20 protein-coding genes are annotated in these 23448 nt (G+C 54.1%); 5 read left to right on the top strand and 15 right to left on the bottom strand.

Annotation, left to right across the window (positions count from 1 at the left end):
- Positions 1 to 3: 3 nt before the first annotated feature.
- From J1784_RS05985 to J1784_RS05955, 7 genes are all read right to left on the bottom strand, one after another.
- A complete protein-coding gene (locus J1784_RS05985; protein ID WP_217148438.1) occupies positions 4 to 1803 on the bottom strand; it encodes an ABC transporter ATP-binding protein in 1800 nt (599 codons plus the stop codon).
- Between the two features lie 2 nt (positions 1804 to 1805).
- Entirely contained in the window at positions 1806 to 2723 is a 918-nt protein-coding gene (locus J1784_RS05980) for an ABC transporter permease (RefSeq protein WP_217148437.1), read from the bottom strand.
- Positions 2723 to 3697: an ABC transporter permease gene (locus tag J1784_RS05975; RefSeq protein ID WP_217148436.1), complete on the bottom strand. Its 975-nt coding sequence runs from the start codon at positions 3695 to 3697 to the stop codon at positions 2723 to 2725. The genes J1784_RS05980 and J1784_RS05975 overlap by 1 nt, the downstream gene beginning before the upstream one ends.
- Positions 3694 to 4653: a nucleoside hydrolase gene (locus tag J1784_RS05970; RefSeq protein ID WP_217148435.1), complete on the bottom strand. Its 960-nt coding sequence runs from the start codon at positions 4651 to 4653 to the stop codon at positions 3694 to 3696. Before J1784_RS05970 ends, J1784_RS05975 begins: the two co-directional genes overlap by 4 nt.
- A gap of 4 nt (positions 4654 to 4657) precedes the next feature.
- On the bottom strand, positions 4658 to 5608 hold the full coding sequence (locus tag J1784_RS05965) for a nucleoside hydrolase (protein ID WP_217148434.1): 951 nt from the start codon (positions 5606 to 5608) through the stop codon (positions 4658 to 4660).
- A complete protein-coding gene (locus J1784_RS05960; protein ID WP_217148433.1) occupies positions 5605 to 6489 on the bottom strand; it encodes a dihydrodipicolinate synthase family protein in 885 nt (294 codons plus the stop codon). The genes J1784_RS05965 and J1784_RS05960 overlap by 4 nt, the downstream gene beginning before the upstream one ends.
- A 93-nt stretch (positions 6490 to 6582) precedes the next feature.
- Positions 6583 to 8148 carry an ABC transporter substrate-binding protein gene (locus tag J1784_RS05955; RefSeq protein WP_217148432.1) on the bottom strand — a complete coding sequence of 522 codons (1566 nt, stop codon included), beginning with the start codon at positions 8146 to 8148 and terminating at the stop codon, positions 6583 to 6585.
- Between the two features lie 141 nt (positions 8149 to 8289).
- On the opposite strand from J1784_RS05955, the gene J1784_RS05950 reads away from it, so the two are divergent.
- Together J1784_RS05950 and J1784_RS05945 are read left to right on the top strand one after the other, a co-directional pair.
- Positions 8290 to 9177, top strand: coding sequence for a LysR family transcriptional regulator (locus J1784_RS05950; RefSeq protein ID WP_120508602.1), 888 nt, complete (start codon positions 8290 to 8292; stop codon positions 9175 to 9177).
- Positions 9178 to 9572: 395 nt separating this feature from the next.
- Positions 9573 to 12050, top strand: coding sequence for a membrane-bound PQQ-dependent dehydrogenase, glucose/quinate/shikimate family (locus tag J1784_RS05945; protein ID WP_217148431.1), 2478 nt, complete (start codon positions 9573 to 9575; stop codon positions 12048 to 12050).
- A gap of 69 nt (positions 12051 to 12119) precedes the next feature.
- Here J1784_RS05945 and J1784_RS05940 read toward each other — a convergent pair whose 3' ends face one another.
- A complete protein-coding gene (locus tag J1784_RS05940) occupies positions 12120 to 13445 on the bottom strand; it encodes a type II toxin-antitoxin system HipA family toxin (RefSeq protein WP_217148430.1) in 1326 nt (441 codons plus the stop codon).
- Positions 13446 to 13449: 4 nt separating this feature from the next.
- Complete coding sequence (locus tag J1784_RS05935; protein WP_217148429.1) at positions 13450 to 13746, bottom strand: helix-turn-helix domain-containing protein; 297 nt, start codon at positions 13744 to 13746, stop codon at positions 13450 to 13452.
- Between the two features lie 186 nt (positions 13747 to 13932).
- On the opposite strand from J1784_RS05935, the gene J1784_RS05930 reads away from it, so the two are divergent.
- Positions 13933 to 14643 (top strand): GntR family transcriptional regulator, encoded by a 711-nt coding sequence (locus J1784_RS05930; protein ID WP_217148428.1) that lies wholly within the window; start codon positions 13933 to 13935, stop codon positions 14641 to 14643.
- 5 nt (positions 14644 to 14648) lie between these two features.
- Here the strand turns inward: J1784_RS05930 and J1784_RS05925 are convergent, their stop codons facing one another.
- Complete coding sequence (locus J1784_RS05925) at positions 14649 to 15848, bottom strand: enolase C-terminal domain-like protein (protein WP_217148427.1); 1200 nt, start codon at positions 15846 to 15848, stop codon at positions 14649 to 14651.
- Between the two features lie 324 nt (positions 15849 to 16172).
- On the opposite strand from J1784_RS05925, the gene J1784_RS05920 reads away from it, so the two are divergent.
- Positions 16173 to 17573: a PTS transporter subunit EIIC gene (locus tag J1784_RS05920; protein ID WP_217148453.1), complete on the top strand. Its 1401-nt coding sequence runs from the start codon at positions 16173 to 16175 to the stop codon at positions 17571 to 17573.
- An 8-nt stretch (positions 17574 to 17581) separates the two neighbouring features.
- Here the strand turns inward: J1784_RS05920 and J1784_RS05915 are convergent, their stop codons facing one another.
- Positions 17582 to 18454: a fumarylacetoacetate hydrolase family protein gene (locus J1784_RS05915; protein WP_120508596.1), complete on the bottom strand. Its 873-nt coding sequence runs from the start codon at positions 18452 to 18454 to the stop codon at positions 17582 to 17584.
- A gap of 158 nt (positions 18455 to 18612) precedes the next feature.
- On the opposite strand from J1784_RS05915, the gene J1784_RS05910 reads away from it, so the two are divergent.
- Positions 18613 to 19536: a LysR family transcriptional regulator gene (locus J1784_RS05910; protein ID WP_120508595.1), complete on the top strand. Its 924-nt coding sequence runs from the start codon at positions 18613 to 18615 to the stop codon at positions 19534 to 19536.
- 34 nt (positions 19537 to 19570) lie between these two features.
- On the opposite strand, the gene J1784_RS05905 is transcribed toward J1784_RS05910, so the two are convergent.
- From J1784_RS05905 to J1784_RS05890, 4 genes are read right to left on the bottom strand one after another with little or no spacing between them, the layout of a single operon-like run.
- Positions 19571 to 20536, bottom strand: coding sequence for an ABC transporter ATP-binding protein (locus tag J1784_RS05905; RefSeq protein WP_217148426.1), 966 nt, complete (start codon positions 20534 to 20536; stop codon positions 19571 to 19573).
- Positions 20533 to 21537, bottom strand: coding sequence for an ABC transporter ATP-binding protein (locus tag J1784_RS05900; protein ID WP_217148425.1), 1005 nt, complete (start codon positions 21535 to 21537; stop codon positions 20533 to 20535). The genes J1784_RS05905 and J1784_RS05900 overlap by 4 nt, the downstream gene beginning before the upstream one ends.
- Positions 21534 to 22481 (bottom strand): oligopeptide ABC transporter permease, encoded by a 948-nt coding sequence (opp4C, locus tag J1784_RS05895; RefSeq protein WP_217148424.1) that lies wholly within the window; start codon positions 22479 to 22481, stop codon positions 21534 to 21536. The genes J1784_RS05900 and opp4C overlap by 4 nt, the downstream gene beginning before the upstream one ends.
- Positions 22481 to 23440, bottom strand: coding sequence for an ABC transporter permease (locus J1784_RS05890; RefSeq protein WP_013577990.1), 960 nt, complete (start codon positions 23438 to 23440; stop codon positions 22481 to 22483). Before J1784_RS05890 ends, opp4C begins: the two co-directional genes overlap by 1 nt.
- Between the last annotated feature and the right edge of the window lie 8 nt (positions 23441 to 23448).

The following is a 23448-nucleotide window of genomic DNA, read 5'->3' as shown; positions in this document are numbered from 1 at the left end:
TGATTACAGCTGCACGAAATGCCCATCACTGACTTCACGGTAATGGCGCGCAGGCGGCTGATAGATCGCCGCGCGCAGCGGGCTGGCGAGTTCTTCGGGTACCACGGTGCGTTTGCGGTGAACATCCGGATCGGGCACCGGCACCGCGGTCAGCAGTTTACGGGTATAGGCATGCTGCGGGTTTTCGAAAATATCCGCGCGGGAACCGATTTCGACGATTTCCCCCAGATACATCACCGCCACGCGATGGCTGATGCGCTCGACGACGGCCATATCGTGCGAGATAAACAGGTACGCCAGCCCGAGTTCCTGCTGGAGATCGAGCATCAGATTGATCACCTGCGCTTTCACTGACACATCCAGTGCTGAAACCGCTTCGTCGGCGATGATCATTTTCGGCTCCAGCGCCAGCGCGCGGGCAATACAGATGCGCTGGCGCTGTCCGCCGGAGAACTGATGCGGGAATCGCGTCGCCATATTGCTTTGCAATCCCACCTGTTCCAGCAGTTGCGCCACGCGGCGCTTCGCGCTTTCGGCATTGTGCAGTCCGAGGCTTATCATCGGTTCGGCAATCGCCTGACCGATGCGCATTCTCGGGTTCAGGCTTTCGTACGGATCCTGAAAAATCATCTGCGCCTGGGTGCGGATTTCCGCCAGGCGCGCACTGTCTGCGCGGCGGATATCCTGCCCGGCAATCAGCACTTCGCCGGAGGTCGCTTCGGTCAGGCGTAAAATCGTACGTCCGGTGGTGGATTTTCCGCAGCCGGATTCGCCTACCAGCGACAGCGTTTCGCCCGGTTGCAGGCTGAACGACAGGTCTTCGACCGCATGCACGCGGGCAGAAACACGGCGCAGCAGGCCGGATTTCACATCAAAACGTGTCACCAGATTTTTAACGTCCAACACCGGCAGCCCTGCGCGCAGCGTATCGACTGATTCCGCCACCGGCTGCGGTTCGCCGGTTTGCATGTCGGTGAGCGGGAAGCGTTTCGGCAACGCCACGCCGTTCATTGCGCCGAGTCGCGGCACGGCTGAAAGCAGCGCCCGCGTATAAGGGTGTCGGGGAAGATGGAAGATTTCCCGCGTGGTGGCCTGCTCCACCGCTTCGCCACGGTGCATTACCAGGGTGCGATCCGCCACTTCCGCCACCACGCCCATATCGTGCGTAATGAACAGAACCGACATGCCCTCTTCTTCCTGCAACGATTTAATCAGTCCCAGAATTTGCGCCTGAATGGTCACATCCAGCGCCGTTGTGGGTTCGTCAGCAATCAGCAAACGGGGATTACAGGCCAGCGCGATGGCAATCACCACGCGCTGACGCATGCCACCGGAAAAGCTCAGCGGATACTCGTTAAGCCGCGAGGTGGCGGCCGGAATACGCACTTTTTCCAGCAGGCGCACCGCTTCAGCGCGGGCGGTTTTATCGTCCATGCCCCGATGGCGTTTAAGTACTTCGGTAATCTGCACACCGATTTTCAGCACCGGATTCAGGCTGGTCATTGGCTCCTGAAAAATCATACCTATGCGGTTTCCGCGAATGCTTTGCATCTGCGCACGGTTCAGGCTGAGTAATTCCTGGCCGTCAAACTGGATACTGCCTGAATAACGGGTCTGCTTTTCATCCAGCAAACGCATCACGGACATCGCCGTCACACTTTTGCCGGAACCGGATTCGCCCACCAGCGCCAGCGTTTCTTTAGGGCCAATGGAGAAGGAAAGATCCCGCACTACGTTCAGCCATTCACCGTCCACGGAAAACGCGGTATTCAGCTTATCGACCTGTAAAACCGGGTTATGCATCATCAATCCTTATTTCGCGGGTTGAGGATGTCGCGCAGCGCGTCACCGACTAAGTTGATGGCGACGATCAGCACCAGCAGCGTGATGCCGGGGAAGAAACTTATCCAGTAATCGCCGGACATCAGATAATCAAACCCGTTGGCGATCAGCAGGCCGAGTGAAGGTTCGGTAACCGGCAGCCCGATACCCAGAAATGACAAGGTGGCTTCGAGCATGATTGCGTAAGCAATGCGCATGGTCGCCACCACAATCAGCGGGGGAAGGCAGTTGGGCAAAATATGACGGAACAGAATACGCGGATTAGACAGTGCCATGCTGCGGGCGGCATCCACATAACTGCGGCGGCGTTCGAGCAGCGCCGAGCCACGAATGGTGCGTGCGTAATACGCCCATTGCGTGACGACCAGCGCCAGAATAATTTTATCGACGCCCTGCCCGAGCACCGCCAGTAAAATCAGCGCGATCAGAATCGGCGGAAAGCTCAGCTGGATATCGACAATGCGCATGATCAGCGCATCTGTTTTGCCACCCATGTAGGCGCTGATAAGCCCCAGAGCCGCGCCAATGGTCAGCGCAATCACCGCGCTGGAAACCCCGACCAGAAGGCTGGTGCGCGTGCCGTACAAAATCGCGCTGAGTAAATCGCGCCCCTGATCGTCGGTGCCCAGCCAGTAAATCATGCCACTCAGGCTGGCGGTGCCCGGCTTCAGGCGACCATCCATGATATCGAGCTGCGATAAATCGTACGGATTTTGCGGGGAAATCCACGGCGCCAGCACGGAGAACAGAATGGCGATACCTAAAATGATCAGGCCGCACAGAGAGAATTTATTGCGCAGCAGCGCACGCACGGTGTGGTAAAACGCCGAATGCGGTTTGCCCTGAACGGTGATGCGCGAGTGAACGGATCCAGACGACATCAGTTTTCGCCCCCCAGCCGGACGCGCGGATCCACCAGCACGTACAACACGTCCACCAGCAGGTTAATCAGGCTGAACATCACCACAGTTATCATCAGGTACGCCAGAATCACAGGGCGATCCAGCACGGCGATGGAATCAATGATCAGCTTGCCCATTCCCGGCCAGGCGTAAATGGTTTCTGTGACCACGGCAAACGCGATAAGTGAACCGAGCTCCAGGCCGATAACGGTAATCAGCGGGATCAGGGTGTTTTTCAGGACGTGAACCAGCACGATGCGGCTTTCCGAAAGCCCTTTGGCGCGGGCAAAACGGATGAAATCCTGTTGCAGGCATTCGAGTACACCGGCGCGCGTCAGGCGGATAATCAGCGAGATTTTAAACAACGCCAGATTGAACGCGGGGAGGATGAGATGCGCGAGGCCGTCGGCGGTAAACAGGCTGACCGGCACGCCTAAAACGTCCACGGTAGCACCCCGTCCGGAGGCCGGAAGCACGCCGAGTTTGACGCTGAACAGCATAATCATCATCAGACCAATCCAGAACGTCGGCAGGCTGAAACCTAAAATTGAGACGGTCATGATCGACTTCGATAACCAGCCGTCAGGGCGCAGACCGGCATACACGCCGAGCGGAATACCAATCACCAGCGCCAGCACAAACGCCACCAGCGCCAGTTCGAGCGTGGCGGGCATACGCTGAAAAATCAGGTGCAGCGCGGGCTGGTTGTAGATAAAGGAGTTGCCCATATCACCGTGCAGGGCGTTGACCACGAACAGGCCATATTGCTCCCACACCGGTTTATCTAGGCCAAAGGACTGGATCACATTCAGGCGTTCAGCGGGTGTCGCGGTGGTGCTGAGCAGTAAATCCACCGGATTACCGACCAGATACACACCACCAAAAACCAGCAATGACATCACCAGCAACGTCAGGAATGTCTGTCCGAATCGCCCGAGCAGGTAACGGCTCATGCCTGAACGTCGCCGGAGGGGTTGCCATATCGCGAGAAAACGCGGCGCAACAGACTGAAGAAGCCGTATTCATCCACTTTTTGCATAACCGTGGCGTTAGGTGGCGTCGCCAGTTTGTTCCAGAAATCCGCGTAGGTGTAACCCGCCGTTTTACCGGAAATTTCCACGCCCACGCGGGCGGGCTGACCTTCAAACAGGCCGGGTTGCAGCAGCCATGCGACGGTGGTGGCGTCATGTACCGGCCCGCCTTCGCGACCAAAACGGTTGAGGTCGCTGCGATCAAACGCATTGAGCAGCGCGGCGACAGATTCGCCAGGTAAGCCGCCATCCTGTTTCAGCGCCTCAATATCATCTTTGCTGATCAGCGCCTGGAAGGTCATATCCAGCGGCATGATGATAAGCGGTACCCCGCTGCTAAAGACTTTCTCGGCGGCATGCGGGTCGGCATACACGTTGAATTCTGCCCACGGCACGCGGTGCCCGAGCGCGGTAAACGCGCAGCTCATGGTGACGATGTGTCTGATACCGCGCGCGACGTCCGGATGCATTCCTAACGCCAGCGCGATATTGGTCATCGGGCCAATCACACAAACGGTGACCGGGTCGTTATCTTCGGCGGCCTGTCGTAACGTGCGCACCAGAAAATCCACCGCGTGTTCTGCCTGCGGTTGCAGGTCAGAATCCGGCACCAGTTCATTTTTGAATGCGCCGATGTGCGCATATTTGCCATAAACCTGCTCGCGCACCAGCGGGCCGGGTGCGCCGGCAAAAACCGGTATTGTTTTACCGGACAGCGCCACAATCTTGCAGGCGTTGCGCACCGTATCTTTCAGCGCCACATTTCCGGCGACCACGGTAATGCCGAGCACGTCCAGTTCCGGTGACGCCAGAGCCAGCCAGATGGCGATGGCGTCATCCACGCCGGGATCAGTATCAATAATGATGCGCTGGCTCATAAGATTATTTCCCGGCATAACGTGAAAGCAGTTCGTAAAACAGTGCGAAGACTTTGTTTGCATCCACGCGCGTGACGATATCAACGTTGGGGGTTTGCCCCGACTTACCGTACCAGTCGGCAACGGTTTGCCCCATACACAGTTCGCTGTCGTGTTCGACAAACACCCGCGCTTTTTCGGTGCCAAACAATTCCGGCGCCAGCACGTAAGCAATCACCAGCGGGTCGTGCAACGGCCCGCCGCGCGAACCGTAACGGCGCACGTCGTTGCGATCCCAGAACGCCATTAATTCGCCAAGCTGTGCGGAAATACGTCCGGAGACTTTGACGAATCTCGCCACGTGTTCCGGCATCAGGATCACCTGATGCGTGGCGTCGAGCGGTAAAACGGTGATGTTAAGACTCGAGGAAAACACACTGTGCGCGGCGTGCGGATCGGCCAGCATATTGAATTCGGAGGTCATGGTGCGGTTACCGGCTTCACGATAAGCCCCGCCCATTAACACCACGCGACCGATACCGGCGGCGATGTCAGGTTTCATGCGCAGTGCGGTCGCCAGATTGGTCAGCGGGCCGAGCACGCACAGCGTCAGCGGCTGACTGCTGGCAATCGCCTGTTCACAGCTGTTGATCAGAAAGTTAACGGCATGGAGAGATTCAGCGGATTTTTGCGGCGCAGGAAAGGCGGTATTGCCCAGGCCGTTTTCCCCGTGGAACTGACCGTGGATCGGCGTACGCAGCATCGGCTGATGACAACCGGCGAACACCGGAATATCGAGCCGGTAACCCAGCTCGGCGATTTGCAGCGCGTTGCGGGTCGTATTCGCCAGCGGCTGGTTGCCGCAGACCGTGCAGATGCCGAGAATGTTCAGCTGCGGCGCGACGAACGCGCTGAGCAACGCAATGGCATCGTCAATACCCGGATCGCAGTCAATAATAACCGGCAGGGTTTTCACAGTGCCCCCACGGAACGTAAAACTTCAGCGATTTCATCATACGCCGCTTCGTTCAGAGGCACCTGCGGCGCCAGTGGATCGCCCACCGCAAAGCCCTGTAATTGCAGCGCGGCTTTGATACAACCGGCAATCGAATATTTGGCGAAGATTTCGTTGATGCGCCACAGCGGACGCTGCAACTCCATCGCTTTTTTCCAGTCGCCCTGCTTCGCGGCTTCATACAGCGCCAGACTTTGTTTCGGCACAATACACGCCGGACCGGCCATCCAGCCCACGCCGCCAATCAGCATCACACACGCGGGAATATGCGCCGACGCCGCAAACACCTGCATCCGCCCCTGCGTGCGCTCAATGATCGACAGCAACCGGCCAGTATTGGTCGACGCATCTTTAATATAGTTAATGTTTTCCACGAGACTCAGGCGCTCAATCACCGGCAGGCTAAGATCAGAACGCTGGAACTGCGGATTGGTGTACAGCACGACCGGCAGTTTTCCGGCAGCGGTCGCGATGGCACGAAAATAGTCTTCGACGCCCTGATCGGGCACCGGGAAATACGCTTCGAGGATCGCCAGAATACCGTCGACACCCAGAGCGGCGTAGCGAGCGGTTTGCGCGACAGCGTCCTGAATGGTGGTGGCTGCAACTCCGGCAATGACCGGAACGCGGCCTCGAGCGGCTTCGACGACGGTTTTCACTATCTCCGTGCGTTGCTCTGCATTGAGATAAGCGAACTCACCTGTACTGCCGAGCGGTGTCAGACCGTGCACGCCACTGTTAATCAGATGTTCGACCAGCGCGGTTAACACTGGTTTGTCTATCTGGCCGCCATCAGTGACTGGCGAAACCAGATAGGGATACACACCGCTAAAAGAAGTCATAGCTTCTCTCTCTTTTAGTAAACTACTACCTTAGTACAGCCCTGGTGTTGGTGCTGTATTCCCGCCTTGGTTCGGTACGCACTCTGCGCTGATTTATTGTTTCTCATGCACAAAGTACGGCAACGTGTAGCCGTCGGAGCGGCCAACGTAGGTATAAGGTGTTTTCATCGCCCAGGTGTATGAAAGGAACAGCAACGGAATGGTGCCTTCGTCTTTCATCGCAATCTCTGTGGCCTGCTGCAACAGCTTTTCACGCTGACCGTCGTCGAGAGTTTCCCGCGCTTTTGCCAGCGTTTTATCAAATTCAGGATTGGAATAACGTCCGCGGTTTCCCTGTCCGCCATTTGGCCCGAAGGTTTCCAGCAACGGCCCGAGCACACCGGACGCTTCACCGGTTTCAATCGCCGCGCCGCCCATAATCAGGCTGAAATCGCGTTTGGATGCACGCGAGAAATACACGCTGCCCGGCATGGTCACAACGTCAGTTTTAATGCCCACGCGGCTGAACATCTGGCCCAGCGCCTGCGCGATTTTAGAATCATTCGGATAACGGTCATTCGACGCATGAAACGTCAGCGTGAAACCGTCCGGATAACCGGCCTGCGCCAGCAACTGTTTGGCTTTCGCCGGGTCATAAACCGCTGCGGGTATTGAAGGCGTATAACCAAAATACCCAGCCGGAACCAACTGCGACGCCGGTACGCCCTGCCCGTCCATGATGCGATCCACAATCGCCTGACGGTTGATCGCCAGCGACATCGCTTCACGCACTTCGCGTTTTTTCAGCGGATTGCTGCCATCCGGCCCTTTGGCGAATGGCGACACATCGCGATCCTGATCCGGGTGCAAATACAGAATGCGGTTACCGGCGACAGATTCCAGATGCAGGCTGGTTTGTTTACCCAGCTCCCGTCCGTCCGCCGTCGGCACGCTTTCAATCATATCCACATCGCCGGAGCGCATCGCCGCCACACGGGCACTCGGGTTTTTAAAGACGCGCAAAGTGACATTATCCCACTGCGCTTTTCCGCCCCAGTACTGGTCGTTACGCGCCAAAACGACGTTGTCGTCCGGCGTCCAGCTGACAAATTTGAACGGGCCGGTGCCGATCACGTCTTTCCCTTCATTAAGGGTTTGTGATCCGACCGTCTCAAGTCGCGCAGGCAAAATCGCGACACGACTTAAGTTGTTCAGTAATAAAGGTGTTGGCGCTTTGGTGATAATTCTCACCGTTAAAGGATTCACTTCAGTGACATCGGCGATGTCATTCACGTACGGCGTATAGGCGCTCGGGCTGTTTTTCGAGGCCAGCGCCACGCGTTTCACGCTGGCAATCACGTCTTTGGCGGTGAAATCGCTGCCGTCGTGGAATTTCACGCCGGGACGCAGGGCAAATTCCCAGGTTGTGTCGTTGATTACTTTCCACGACACCGCGAGTGCAGGTGTAATGTGTTGTTTTTCGTCCTGATTCACCAGGCCGTCAAAGATATTGCGTGCCATGGCGCTGTTGGCACCACCGACATAAAATTGCGGATCCATTGAAGTCGTTGAAGCGGCCAGACCGATTTTCAGATCAGCAGCCTGTGCAGAAGCGGTATTAAAAACGAAAAGCGTGGCCAATGCTGAGGAAAACACTCCTGCCAGAACGGACTTTCTCATGCATTTAACCCTTAATTTTTTTAGATTTTCAGGCAATGTGTGTCAGATCGTAAATTGGAGTCTAGGGTGTGGACTTCTGAATTGAAAATTGTATTTTGTGTTACATCCATAAACAAATGTTATGGATTCTGAGGATATATTATGAAAATTAATCCCCGTCAGGTCGAAGCTTTTCACAAAGTGATCCTGACAGGTAGCATTACCGCAGCCGCGAACATGATGAACATCACCCAGCCAGCGGTCAGCCGGCTGATCCGCGACTTTGAATATGCGGTGGATCTGAAGCTTTTTGACCGCGACGGACGCGGGCTGATCGCGCGTGACGATGCGATTAAGCTGTATCGCGAAGTCGAGCGTTTATACCTCGGACTTGAACATATTTCACATATCGCCGACGAAATCCGTCATTCCAAAGGCAGCGTTTTGCGTATCGGTTCAGTGGCGGCGTTATCGGCGCTGTGCGTCGAGCATATCCTCCCGCCGCTGATTGAGCAGATTTCTGATATCTCGTTGTTTCTGGACATTGAAAGTACGACGCATATCACCGATGTCGTCACCAGCAATCAGTACGACGTCGGATTTATTTTCGGCAAGCCGGACGTGAAAGGTCTGGAAGCGGAAATGCTGGCACGGGCGAACGCCGTTGCCGTGATGTCGCCACGCCATCCGCTGGCGAAACAAGACGTGGTGACTGCGATGGATCTGACGCGTTATCGCCCTATTATTCCGGGGCGCAAAACGCCGCTGCGTGAACAGCTCGATCAGGTGATGAGCCGTCTCGACTTATATCTGAACAACCCAATCGAAACATCTCTCAATAACTGCTGTGTGATGGCCGGGAATAATCTGGGCGTCGGCGTGGTTGATTTCATTACCGCGCGTAGCCATAAAAGTGATCTGGTGCTCAAACCCTTTACACCGAATATCAGCATCGCCTATCTCGCCGTTTTCCCGCCGCAAATTCCGAAAAGCCGTCTGGTGGAACACATCACCAAAGAAATGAAGACGTTAATCGAAGGCTATCTGTAAAACACCCCGTCAGGTTCGCCGATTTCGTACCAATGAGTCCGAAATGTTACATTTCAGTCTTTATGACCAAAAATGTGCGGACAGTTGGTGCGATCTGTTAGATGAAAAACATATATATATTTATAAAAACATAAAAATAATGAATAACATACTTTATTTTATTCTTTAAAATCAATGTGTAAAAAATACCTGCATAAATAATAATCTAATCTATAATAATTTACCTAATTTCAAACTCTTCGTTACACATTCACAACCTCGATGAGAAGTATTACTATTTGCGCGAAATTGTTCTATTTGGTTCATTTAGTGGCGGGTGGTCGTTAAGTGTTACCAGCTTTTCATTAGCAGTTCTCTACAACCTATTTCTACAAACCAATGCAGTGAGATAAATCATGCCAACAACAAATAACAAGTGGACGTGGCTCCTCTGGTTACTGAGTGCGCTGATGGTCGTCATCGGCCTGACACTCGGTATCGGTGGTGCGTACCTGGCCACATTAGGAGGAAGCGTTTACTTCCTGCTGATGGGTCTGGCGCTCATCGTTTCCGCCGTTTTGATTTTTAAAGGTAAGCCTTCCGGCGCATGGCTTTATGCCGTGGCCTTTGTGCTTTCTATTATCTGGGCCGTCTGGGACGCAGGCTTTACGTTCTGGCCGCTGTTCTCCCGCCTGTTCACGTTCGGCGTTCTGGCTTTTCTGGTCGCACTGGCTTATCCGCTGCTGAAAGCACGTGCGGGTCTGGTGGCACGTAAAGGGCCAAGCTTCTCGCTGGCGGCGGTTCTGGCCCTTGCGCTGATTGCCGCTTTCGGCAACACCTTCGTGCCGACGCCAATCATCAGCGCCGACAACGATCAGGTGCCGGTGAAACCGGTAGATAAAGGTGCAGAGCAGAAGAACTGGGAAAACTGGGGTAACACCACCGCAGGCGACCGTTTTGCTGCATTGGATCAGATCAACAAAACCAACGTCGATAAACTTCAGGTTGCGTGGACGGCTCATACCGGCGATATCCCGCAGAGTAACGGCTCCGGCGCTGAAGATCAGAACACCCCGCTGCAGGTGGCCGACAAGCTGTTTGTGTGTACCGCTTACAGCAAAGTGATCGCCCTGAATGTGGATGACGGTAAAAAGCTGTGGTCTTATGACTCCAACTCTACCGCGCCTAACTGGCAGCGTTGCCGTGGTCTGGGCTATTACGAAAACAGCGCCGCGCCACAGGCTCCGGCAGCACAACCTGCAGCCATTCCTGCGGCTGAACCGGCCACGCCAAACGCCGCTTCAGAAGCTGCCACCCCTGCAACTGATGCCCCGCAAGCGCCTTCGGCCACCGGCGGTACTGTCAGCGGAACCTGCGAACGTCGTCTGTTCCTGCCAACCATTGATGCGCGTCTGATCGCCATCAACGCCGACACCGGCAAGCCTTGCGCTGATTTTGGCGACAACGGCGTGGTGGATCTGAAAGTCGGCATGGGTGAAGTCAAACCAGGCTACTACCAGCAAACCTCTACCCCGCTGGTCGCGGGTAATGTAGTGGTTGTGGGTGGCCGCGTGGCAGATAACTTCTCCACCGGCGAACCTCCGGGCGTGGTTCGTGCATTCGACGTGCACACCGGCGCACTGGTATGGGCATGGGATCCGGGTAATCCGAACATCACCAAACTGCCACCGGAAGGTGAAACTTACACCCGTGGTACGCCGAACGTCTGGTCGGCCATGTCCTACGATCCAAAACTGGGTCTGATTTACATGCCAACCGGTAACGCGACGCCAGACTTCTTCGGCGGCACGCGTACAGAGCTTGATGACAAATACAGTTCTTCCGTTGTCGCGGTAGACGTGGCCACCGGTAAAGTCCGCTGGACTTTCCAGACCACGCATCACGATCTCTGGGACTTCGACCTGCCGTCTCAGCCGCTGCTGTATGATCTGCCGGACGGTAAAGGTGGCAGTACGCCGGTTCTGGTGCAGACCTCCAAACAGGGCATGATCTTCATGCTGAACCGCGAAACCGGTCAGCCGGTCGCGAAAGTCGAAAACCGCGAAGTACCGCAGGGCAACGTTCCTGGCGAACGCTACTCTAAAACTCAGCCTTTCTCTGTCGGCATGCCAAACATCGGCAACCAGACGCTGAAAGAATCTGATATGTGGGGCGCAACGCCGATGGATCAGCTGCTGTGCCGCATCGAGTTTAAAGGTATGCGTCACCAGGGCGTTTACACGCCTCCGGGTCTGGATCGTTCCCTGCAATTCCCGGGTTCTCTGGGCGGTATGAACTGGGGCAGCGTGTCGGTTGACCCGAACAACGCCATCATGTTCGTGAATGATATGCGTCTGGGTCTGGCGAACTACATGGTTCCGCGTGCACAGGTTCCGACCGGCGCGAGCGGCATCGAGATGGGTATGGTGCCGATGGACGGTACGCCTTACGGCGCAGTCCGCGAGCGTTTCCTGTCTCCGCTGGGCATCCCTTGCCAGAAACCTCCGTTCGGTACCATGTCTGCGGTCAACCTGAAAACCGGTAAAATTGTCTGGCAGGTTCCTGTCGGTACAGTGAAAGACACCGGTCCGCTGGGCATCAAAATGCGTATGCCAATGGAAGTTGGTATGCCAACGCTGGGCGCAAGCCTGTCAACGCAATCCGGCCTGCTGTTCTTCGCCGGTACGCAGGATTTCTATCTGCGTGCGTTTGATACTGCAACCGGTAAAGAAATCTGGAAATCCCGTCTGCCTGTCGGCAGTCAATCTGGCCCGATGACTTACGTTTCCCCGAAAACCGGTAAACAATACATCATCATCAGCGCCGGTGGCGCACGTCAGTCCGCAGAACGCGGCGACTACGTGATCGCCTACGCACTGCCTGACGAAAAATAAGATTTTGCAGTAAATGACAAAGCCCGCCGGGGTAAACCGGCGGGCTTTTTTGTGGGCGGTATTTACAGGTTAAGCCTGTGCTTGAAGTCTTACCCGTTGCTGCTCCATCCCTGTAAATATGGCATCAGCCAGTTCAGGGGGAAATGAAGCAGGCAGCTGCCTCGTGACATTTTCAATAACGACCGGCGTGAGTTCGATGATCTCATCAATAATGGTTTCAATTTGTCTTCTCCCTAATCCACTTTGCTCTCCCTGCTTAATCCAGTGTCTGCGCTGAATCTTACTAATCAGGTAATAATTGTTACTCCCCCGGACAGCCATTGCCAGCTTACATTTCTGCCACGCTATCTTATTGTTCCCATGCCCGATGACCAGCCACGCTGACAAAATGTCATACAGTGGCGTCATGTGATAACGATTTTGAGGAAGGTGCGCGATACTGAAATTTTTCGCATGGCCGTCGGTAGCAGCCATCAACCAGAAAATTATCTGTGCCTTGAAAAACTGATACTGATCTTGCTGAGCCTGCTCAGACCGGCTCAGGATTTCCATAATATCCGAGATCCCCGGGCCACCATCTGACTGGTACTTCCGCAAGGGTGAAACGCCCATGGCCTGACACATATCCTCCTGCGGCAGACGGATCCACCATGCCTCGTCTGAAGAAAGCTTTCGGTCAAAACGTTCGACGATCAACGCTTTCTGATCTTCAAATTGTCCAATGTGCGTTTTAGCAACTGGCACTCCATACTGCTCAAGGATCAGGGCACAAAGCCATTCATTTTCAACGGACGTACTCATGTCCGCCTGCATGTTGCCCACCAGACCCAGTGGTAATTTGAAAATGTGCGTAGTTGGCGTATTTCCTTCCGGCAGGCACCACTGATGGTTGTGCCATAACAGCGCCGTTTTTTCCTGTGCTCCCGCGATAGATAATCGCAGATCTTCATCCTGATCGTGTTGACCCGGCAGAACCACCGCCGTGTTGCGCAGCATACCGGCAATTTCCGGCTCCGAAAGCGGACGCTGGCGGATGGTGAATATCCCTGTGGGTTGATCTTCGACATGAAGTAGCTGGATTGCTCCAACGCAGTCCCGACCCAGTTCAGTAAGCAAGTCAAAAGGTTCAAGGCTTTCAGCATGATAACGTACCGCCAGGCGCCTGCGGATCCCTTCGCTGTCGGGCAATAAATTGTCAAAATAATCACGAACCACATTGCCGCGATGCACTTGATTGCCCGGCGTGAACGGCAGGGAAAGCGACAAAGGTCGCCCTTGTTGGTCTTCTGTCCATTCGGGCGAATACTGTAAACGATCCTCGCCTTTTTGCTTTTCCCAGTACCCCACAGGAATACCGTTCATCCATATCGCTAAACGCTGCTGCGCACGACGCATATCATCACCATTGTTCCTTTCTGGCGGGCGTACTTAAATAATCCGGCTTATTTTCCTCCATAGAGGGTTTTTCAGGATCGGATTGTGAAGAAAACACCATCTCAATACCTAACACATTAAATACTCTAAACAGCCGGTCAAGGCTGGCAGCAGCAGGGTTCGCCTCCAGCCGGGCATATGTCTGCTGAGTCACTCCCAGTTTTTCTGACACATCCTTTTGCGTCAGACCTTTTTCTTTACGGAACCCCACCAGTAGCGGGCGTAGCTGGTTAAGGGTTTTTAACGGATAGACTGTATTCATTATTTCGGCTCTGGTATCAGGGGTCTTATACAGATTATAGGCTGTATTTGTTACATTACACCCTAAAGGCTGTAAAAGTAAAATACAGCCTAAAAGCTGTTAACGCTCAATACAGCTTAAACGCTGTAATTTGCCCACTGCCGCCCGTCATGCTCAAATAGCTCTTTCACGCACGGATGAAACCCCATGAAAAAAAGCGAATTTATCGCACAGGATTTACTGAGCAAGATTTACCAGAACAGCGGATCGCTGCCGGAAAAGTTGCCGCCGGAGCGCCAGCTGGCGGAAGAATATGGGGTTTCGCGGTTCACGGTGCGCAAGGCGCTGGAAAAACTGGTGAGTATCGGTGCGGTGCATATCGTGCAGGGGTCCGGCATATACATTAATACGGGTGTCAGCAGTAATCCGCTGATCTACAATTCGGTGACTGAGAAGAAATTCGCTGAAATCAGTTTCAAAATGCTGGAATTACACAAGCGGCGACCAGATAAGGAGGAACAACAAGTGTTCGGTTTAAGCGCCGACGATTTTATCTGGGCGTTCACCCGTTTACGGCGGATTAACCTGCGCAATGTGCAAATTGAATATTCCCGAATGCCTGCAGAAGTGTTTGCCGATCTGAATCAGAAAACCATTGAGCATTCCATCCAGCAATATGTGCTGAGCAAAGGCTATGCGATTTCGCATTCCCTCACCCGTTATCAGGCCGTCACGATCAATAAAGAACAGGCGCAAACGCTCGGCTGCAAAAAAGGCATCGCCGCCATGCATATCACCAACAGAGGTATTTTGCAGGGCGGCAAGGTTTATGCGTTCAGCGATATTGTCGATATCGACTATTCCTGCACCTACGTCATCCCGTTTAATCAGGACAATCTGGCTTTCCGCCAGACGTAAGCGCGTTACGGCGTGTGGATCACGCCATCCGGCAGGCGGCTTTGCGTCCATTCATGCGGCCGGTAAACCACCGGAAACTCTTCCGCTATCTGACTGTTAAAGCCCACGCCAATCCCTGCTTCTTCACCCGGATAAAAATAGCCGTTCTCAGGCTTCTGCGCGCCGGGGAAGACCTGTTGCGTGTTGGCCGGATACGCCACAAATTCCTGAATAGCCGCATTGTGCAGATGAATATTCAGATGTGTATTTACCGCTGCACCAATCGGCGTCATGTCCGGCGGGCAATGCCAGGCCAGACGCACACCAAAACTCTGGCAGAAATGCGCCAGTTTTAATGCCGGTGTAATACCGCCGATTTGCGAAACGTGGCAGCGGATGAAGTCGATCCGTCGGTTAATGATCAGATCTTTCCATTCTGCAGGATTATTAAATAACTCGCCGGTCGCCAGCGGAACGGCGGTCTGACTGCGGATCTGCGCCAGCCACTCGTTCTGATCCGGCGGCAGAATGTCTTCAATAAAGTAAGGCCTATACTGTTCCACCGCTTTAGCGAACTGCACCGCCTGTTGCGGGAACAGCCGTTCGTGCACGTCGTGCAGAATATGGAACTGATTGCCGTATTTTTCACGCAACGCTTTGAACATCGCCAGCGTGTTGTCGATGTACTGATCCTGATCGTAATACGCGCCCGATGTCGGTTCGCGTGTGCTGTGAAAATCCTGCGCATTGCCGCCGTAAAAGCCCAGCTGGCAGCGGATATGGCGATAACCTTCGCCCAGTAAACGGTCCACTTCGCCGTACAGTTCTTCGAGCGTTTCGCCCGCTGCATGACTGTACGCCGTTACCGCATCTTTAGATTTACCGCCGAACAGGTGATACAGCGGCATATTCGCCAGCTTGCCTTTGATATCCCACAGCGCCATATCGATGCCCGCGATAGCGTTGTTGATCACCGGCCCGTTTCGCCAGTAAGCATTCACCATCATCATCTGCCACAAGTCTTCGATGTGATTGGCATCGCGCCCCATCAGCAGCTGTTTGAGATATTCATCTACCATCAGTTTGACGGCCAACGGGCGCTGCTGGAACGTCGCGCAGCCCAACCCGAAAACGCCACGGTCAGTTTCAATTCTGACTACCACTAAATTATGACGATCGGGGCGTGTAATCTGGCATTCGATATTCGTAATCAGCACAGGCTGCATGATAAATCCTTAATAAAAACCGTGATCCCTTTTCACAAAAAAGGCGGCGGGAATATTCGTATTGGGGTTATTTCACCGTATTTTCATCCTGCTTGTAAACCTAAAATTCAGGCTTTTATTTTGGTATAAAAGCACGCCTGATTAGCAGTTAAAAACAGACCAATTTAGCGATGACCCGCTAAATTAGCGCCTTGCAATGAAGTTTTGTGATGGAGATCCTGTTTTATTGGTTTGTTTTTGAAAACCGCCCTCATTACACTCCCAGTCATTCAAATAAAGAAAAATTCAATTTTCGTCGCGGGGTTCAGGGTGAATACAGAAATAATGCAGTCGGTCATTAAGCTGGTCGGTGGTGCAGGTAATATTAATAAAGTCTGGCATTGTATGACCCGTCTTCGTTTTGATTTGCGTGACGAAAATATAGTGGCCTGGGAAGAAATTAAAAATCTGCCCGGCGTACTCGGCGCGCAAAGTCAGAGTGACCAGGTGCAGATCATCATCGGTCCGAAAGTGAATATCTGGTACGAGGCCATCGTGTCTCAACTGGATCCGATCACTGATAGCGCAGCGGCATCAACAGGAAATGTCTCCACAAAAGGACGTAAAAGTCTGATCTCGATGTTCATGGATACGGTTTCCGGCGTGTTCGGCCCGATCGTTCCGGCCATTGCAGGGGCGGGGATGATCAAAGGCCTGCTGGCAGGATTGATCGCCCTGAAAGTGATTTCCCCCAACAGTGATACGGTGATGATCATCGATCTTATCGCCAGCGGTGTGTTTTACTTCCTGCCGTTTTTCCTCGCGGTTTCTGCGGCGAAAATCTTCAAAACCAATGAATATCTGGCCGCAGCCGTTGCTGCCTGTCTGATGTACCCGACGCTGATGGACGCCGCGAAAGCGCTCGCCAGCCATACGGCCGGTGCGCCTGACGTGTTGTATTTTATGCAAGTACTGCCGGTGTCTGTTTTCAACTATTCGGCCAGCGTCATTCCGGTGATTTTCTCGGTGCTGGCGCTGAGTTACATCCACCGCTGGGTAGATAGATTCATGCCGGACGTGCTGAAAACCGTCTTTACGCCAACGCTGACCTTATTTATCGCCGCGCTGGTTTCGCTGACGCTGATTGGTCCGGCGGGAATTTATCTCGGTAAACTGCTGGCGTTTGGCATTCAGGGATTGTTTGACGTGTCTGCGGTATTTGCCGGATTTATTGTCGGCGCGATCCGCCCGGTGGCGATCCTCACCGGTATGCACCACGCGATGACACCGATTGCATTGCAGAACTTTACCGATCAGGGATGGGACATGCTGATGCCGATGATGTTTATGGCTAACATGGCGATAGCCGGTTCGACGTTTGCGATTTACTTCCATGTCAAAACCCGCGAGCAGAAATCCGTGGTGCTGTCTGCGGCGATTTCCGGCCTGCTGGGGATCACTGAACCGGCGCTGTTCGGCGTGCTGACTCGCTACAAAAAAGCATTTATCGCCACCACCATCAGTAGTTCTGTGGCGTCTGCGTTTATCGCGTTCTTCGGGGTGCGGTTGTACGGCTATATTCTGTCGAGCATTTTCAGCCTGCCCGCCTATATCGGCCCGTATTTCATCTACATTGTGATGGGTGTGGTGCTTTCGCTGGGGCTGTCATTTACGCTGACGTATCTGATGGTCGTCAAAAATAAAGGCACCGAACAAACGGTGCCTCTGGTTAATCAGACGCGCTGAGGTTTATATCAGGCCGCTGTCTTAGAACGCGAAATCTCAGACAGCGGTGCATTCTGGATCCGATTGGTCAGACGACCGATATTTTCAATTTCCACTTCAATCTTGTCATTCTCATGCAGGAACAACGGCGGAACGCGGGTCTTACCGACGCCACCCGGTGAACCGGTCATGATCACATCGCCCGGTGAAAGCTGAGTAAAGGTGCTGATATAGGCGATCATCTGCGGGATAGTGTGGATCATACTGGCAGTCGTATCGTCCTGCACCAGCCGGTCGTTCAGCCAGGTTTTGATGCTCAGGTTTTGCGGGTCGCCCACTTCATCCGGCGTTACCATCCACGGACCGAATGCGCCTGTCGACGGCCAATTTTTCCCGGCGGTATACCATTTATGCTGCCAGTCGCGCACCGAGCCATCCATATAGCAGCTGTAACCGGCGACAAAATCGAGCGCGTCATCCGCTGAAATATTGCGGCCCGTGCGACCGATAATGATCGCCAGTTCGCCTTCATAATCAAACTGCTCAGAAGAAGCCGGTTTGATGATGGTGCCGTTGTGGCCGACCTGTGAATCTGCAAAACGGACAAACAGCGTTGGCGCGTCGCTGGTTTCGTTAAATTCTCTGCGTTTTTCTGCGTAGTTCATGCCGACGCCGAAGATTTTTCCCGGACGGTCGATTACCGGCAGAAAACTGATGTCATTCAGCTGAAGATCCGCTGGCAGCTCAAGGTAGCGCTGCAGTTCCGAAAGTGAATGGCGTGCCATGAATTCGTTAATATCGCGGCATCCTGAGTGACTGCCGACGTCGACAATCCCCTCTTCTTTATAGATGCCGAAGCTTTTGGTGTGGTCTTTGCTGATGGTGAAATTAACAATTTTCATAGATGCACTTAGATTCTTATTTTACTTAAAACAGGTAAATTCGCTGGCATTCGTGTTGCAAAAACGGCTTGCCTGTCGCAACGTCGGCGTGATTATTGACCCTGCCTCTCATGCCTTCTACTATATTTTATTACCGAATTGATGAATTTTAGGAATCCATGTTAAATAACAGAGATTTAGACTACTTCGTGACGGCTGCACAGTTAATGAATTTGAGACTTGCGTCACAAAATTTAAATATAACTCAGCCTGCACTTTCTAAATCTATCACCCGTTTAGAGAAAGAACTGAAGATAAAACTGTTCAAACGGGCAGGACGAGGACTCGAACTGACCGAAGCGGGACGGGTGCTTTATCAGCGCGGTCTGGCGTTGCAAAGTTCCTATCTGGAAATTGGCGAGATAATGAATGAACTGAGCAGCGGCGCGGGCGGGATCGTGCGCGTGGGTGTCTCCGGTTCAGCAACGCAATTCCTGCTGCCTGAAATCTGCAAAATGCTGCAATCGCAGGTGCCGAACATGAAATTAGAAATCCAGATCGGCATGAACGATGTGCTTTTTGCCCTGCTGGAACGTCATGCTATCGATGTGATCATCGGGCCGCTGGTCAATTACGACAGCCCGGTGGTGCAGTTACCGGTGACCGCCGACCGGGTGATCGTGGCAGCCTCACGCGACCATCCTCTGGCCGGTAAGCCCGCAAGCCTGCGCGAACTCAGCCGTTATGGGTGGATCTTACCGGCGAAAACTGTCTCGATGCGCCAGTGGCTGGATAAAATGTTCTATGAAAATCATTGCTCGCCGCCGGATGTAAAAGTGGAAATCAGTTCGCTGGCATCTGTGCCAGGGCTGATTGCGAAAAGCGGATTGCTGAGTTTTTTGTCAGAAAACATTCTGGTGGAAGAAGAATTTTTGTCGCGGCTGATCCGTATTGATAACGATCAGTTAGTGATGGAGCGTCGGGTCGGGATCACCTGGCTGGAAGGTGCGTTTCTTTCACCCGCGACGCAGAAAGTGATCGACGTGACGAAAAGCGTCGGGCAGAAAATGCAGATGGAAGCCCGCCGGATCCTCGAAGACTGAATACAGGCGGGTGCGGATTTACATCCGCTTTTCTTTATACAAGGTGGCAGGCCACGCGGTGACCGTTTTCCACTTCACGTAACAGCGGAATTTCCGCCCGGCAACGTGCAAGGGCGTACGGGCAGCGGGTGTGGAAACGACAACCGGCGGGTGGTTTTGACGGATCCGGTATTTCCCCGCTGACCATCGCCACCGGTTCGCTGTCAGGATCGAGCGTAGGTACTGCCGCCAGCAACGCCTGCGTGTAAGGATGCAAGGGCCGCTCAAACAGCACATCACGGCTGGCGGTTTCCACCAGCTGACCGAGATACATCACCGCCACGTCATCACAAAGATGTTCCACGACGCCCAGATCATGCGAGATAAACAAAAACGTCACGCCGTGATCGTCACGCAAATCTGAGAACAGATTGATGATCTGCGCCTGAATGGACACATCCAGCGCGGAAATAGGCTCATCCGCAATGATAAATTCCGGTTGCAGGATCAGCGCACGGGCAATGCCAATACGCTGGCGCTGGCCGCCGGAAAATTCGTGCGGGAAGCGGTTGTAATGCAGCGGCGAAAGGCCGCAGATTTTCATCACTTCCAGCACTTTTTCCCGTAGCTCAGCGCGCGAACATAACTGATGTTCAAGCATCGCCTCGCCGATGGCGTCACCGACTCGGATACGCGGGTTCAGCGAACTGTAGGGATCCTGAAACACCAGCTGGATTTTCGGACGCAACGCTTTCAGCTGTTTAGGCCTGAGGGCATGAAGATCTTCGCCGCGAAACTTCACGCTGCCCGCGGTTTTGTCATACAGCCCCAGCAGCGTGCGTCCTACCGTGGTTTTGCCGCTGCCAGATTCCCCGACCAGACCAAAAATCGTGCCTTTGCGGATGTTAAAACTGACGCCATCCACGGCGCGCAGCTGGCCGGTTTCCTGACCGAATACGCCATCGCGGATCGGGAAATATTTTTTCAGCCCGTCGACTTCAATCAGATATTCCGCACTCATGGTTGCAGCTCCGTATCTTTACTCTCTTGCGCCGTCGTTAATCCGCTGTAGAAACAGGCAGCCTGACGGTGTTTTCCTTCGAGCGGTGGGATCCCTTCGCGGCAACGGTCAGTGGCGCGCGAGCAGCGATCGGTAAATGCGCAGTAAGGCGGTAATGCTGCCAGGCTGGGCACTTGTCCGGGAATGGAATATAAGCGGCGGCGGCGTTCACCCGCGGTCGGACGTGACGCAATCAGCCCCTGAGTATAAGGATGCAGCGGATTGCGCAGCACATCGGCGGTCGCGCCCTGCTCGACAATTCTACCGGCGTACATTACGACGACGTGATCCGCCATCTGGGCAATCACGCCTAAATCGTGGGTGATCAGCATCAGCGCCATGTGGTTTTGGTGCGCCTGGTCACGCAGCAAACGCAGGATTTGCGCCTGAACGGTAACATCGAGCGCGGTGGTCGGTTCGTCTGCAATCAGCAGCTGTGGCTTACAACTCAGCGCCATCGCAATCATGATGCGCTGCAACATGCCGCCGGAAAGCTGGTGCGGATAACTGGTCATCAGGCTTTCCGCGCGCGCCAGCCCCACGTCAGTAATCATCTGCGTTGCATGCGCCCACGCCGATTTCGGTGATTCACCGCGATGGCGGATCAGCGGTTCAACCAGTTGTTCACCAATCGTCAGCACCGGATTTAGCGCGGTCATCGGTTCCTGAAAGATCATCGCCAGCTGATTACCGCGCAAATCGGCCATTTGTGACGAACGCAGCTTCAGTAAATCACGCCCCTGAAACAGGATTTCTCCGCCATCAATGCGGGCAGCCTGTGGCGGCAACAGCCCCATCAGTGACATCGCCGTGACGCTTTTTCCGCATCCTGATTCGCCGACAACCCCGACAGTCTGCCCGGCCTGAATGTCGAACGTGACATCCTGCACCGCGCGCACGCGACCTTCATCGCTGGCAAAAGACAGCGAAAGCTGGTTAAAACGGATCAAGGGTTCAGTCATTTTTTGCTCCGTTTCATTTTTGGATCGAGCGCATCGCGCAGGCCGTCGCCCAGCACGTTAATCGCAATTACCGTAATAAAGATCGCCACGCCCGGCGGCATCCATAACCACGGTCGGCGCTGGAAGTCGATCAGGCTGTTGGCGGCATCCATCATATTTCCCCATGACGGCGTTGGCGGTACCACACCTAGTCCCAGATAACTGAGCGCAGATTCACTGAGAATGGCATTCGCCACCGCCATCGTCGCCATCACTACCAGAATGGGTACGGTATTCGGCAGTAAATGCCCGAACAGACGGCGGCGCGACGACAGGCCGAGCACTTTTGTCGCCAGCATGAAATCACGCTCGCGCAATGAAAGGATCTGCCCGCGAACCAGACGCGCCAGCTTCGGCCATTCCAGAAGACTGAGCATGACGATCACCATGTACACACGGGAATCCGGCGAAAAATCCAGCTCAGACAGCATCGCGCCCATCACGATCAACAGCGGCAGACTCGGAATGGTCATCACCAGATCGGCAAAGCGCATGATGATTTTGTCGGTGATGCCCCCGACATAACCGGATACTGCCCCCATCAGATAACCGAGCGTCACGGAAAGCAACATGGTCAGCATGCCGATAATCAGCGAGATGCGACCGGCCAGTAGCAGCCGCGTATACACGTCACGTCCGAGAAAATCGGTGCCCAGCCAGTGCTCCACATTGGGTGCTTTGTTGATCATCAGCGCGTCGGTCGCATCATCACGCCACGGCGAATAGTAAGGGCCCACTATGCACCAGACCGCCATGACAACGAGTAAAATGAGGCAGAACATCGCCAGACGGTTCTGACGTAAAGCACGCCAGGCCTGTAACCAGGGTGACGGTGTCACTTGTGCCAGTGCAGGGATCTGTGCTTCACGTAATCGCCGGTTAGTAGAAAATAAAGAGCCAAACATCACGACCTCACACGAATACGCGGATCAGCCCACGCATAAAGCACATCAGCAATCAGGTTGCCAAGAATGGTTAACACCGCCAGAAACAACGTGAAACCCATCAGAACCGGATAATCACGTGCAGCCAGCGAATCAATGTGAATATGCCCTGCTCCCGGCCAGTTAAAGACTTTTTCGGTAATCAGCGCCCCGGAAAACAGCCCCGGCAGCTCAAACCCTAGCAATGTGATTATCGGCAACAGCGCATTTCGCAGCGCATGTTTCAGGATGACTGTGCGCTCACGCAGCCCTTTAGCGCGGGCAGTACGGATGAAATCCATGCGCACGACGTCCAGCATGCTGGCGCGGAAATAGCGTGTCAGGCTGCCTGCCTGCAACATCACCAGCGCCACCACCGGCAATACCAAATGCGCAGCCACCTGCATCACCCACGCCCAGCCCGTTGCATCGCTGCCGGTATTGGTCATGCCGCCCACCGGCAACCAGTGCAGGTCCACAGCGAACCATTTGATCAGCAGCAGACAAAGGAAGAAGGTCGGAAAGGACATCGCCGCGAATATCACAATACTCACCACGTGATCAAACAATGAATAGGGTTTCATCGCCGAGACAATGCCGACCGCCAGCGCGATCCCCCAGTACAACACCATTGCAATGGTGGCGAGCAGGAAGGAGTTCCAGATGTACTGATTCAGCAACTGACTGACGGGTATCTGATATTGCAGCGAAAAGCCGAGATCGCCGCGCAGCAGATTGCCCAGCCAATGCAGATAACGGCTGAGCAGCGGTTGATCGAGTCCATAGAGCGCTTTAAGTTCGGCGGCGCGTTGAGCGGTCAGGGTGATATTTCCGTCGATGAAATCGCCCGGCGTTTTGGCAAACAGCATGAAAATGAGCAGTGAAGCGAGGAACAGCATCGGGATGGTTTGCAGCAAACGACGCAGAATAAAATTTCTCATGACTTTCC

It is taken from the genome of Rahnella ecdela (assembly GCF_019049625.1).
Taxonomy (GTDB): domain Bacteria; phylum Pseudomonadota; class Gammaproteobacteria; order Enterobacterales; family Enterobacteriaceae; genus Rahnella; species Rahnella ecdela.
The sequence above is the reverse complement of the archived record's forward strand: the minus strand, read 5'-3'. Positions and strand labels throughout refer to the sequence as shown.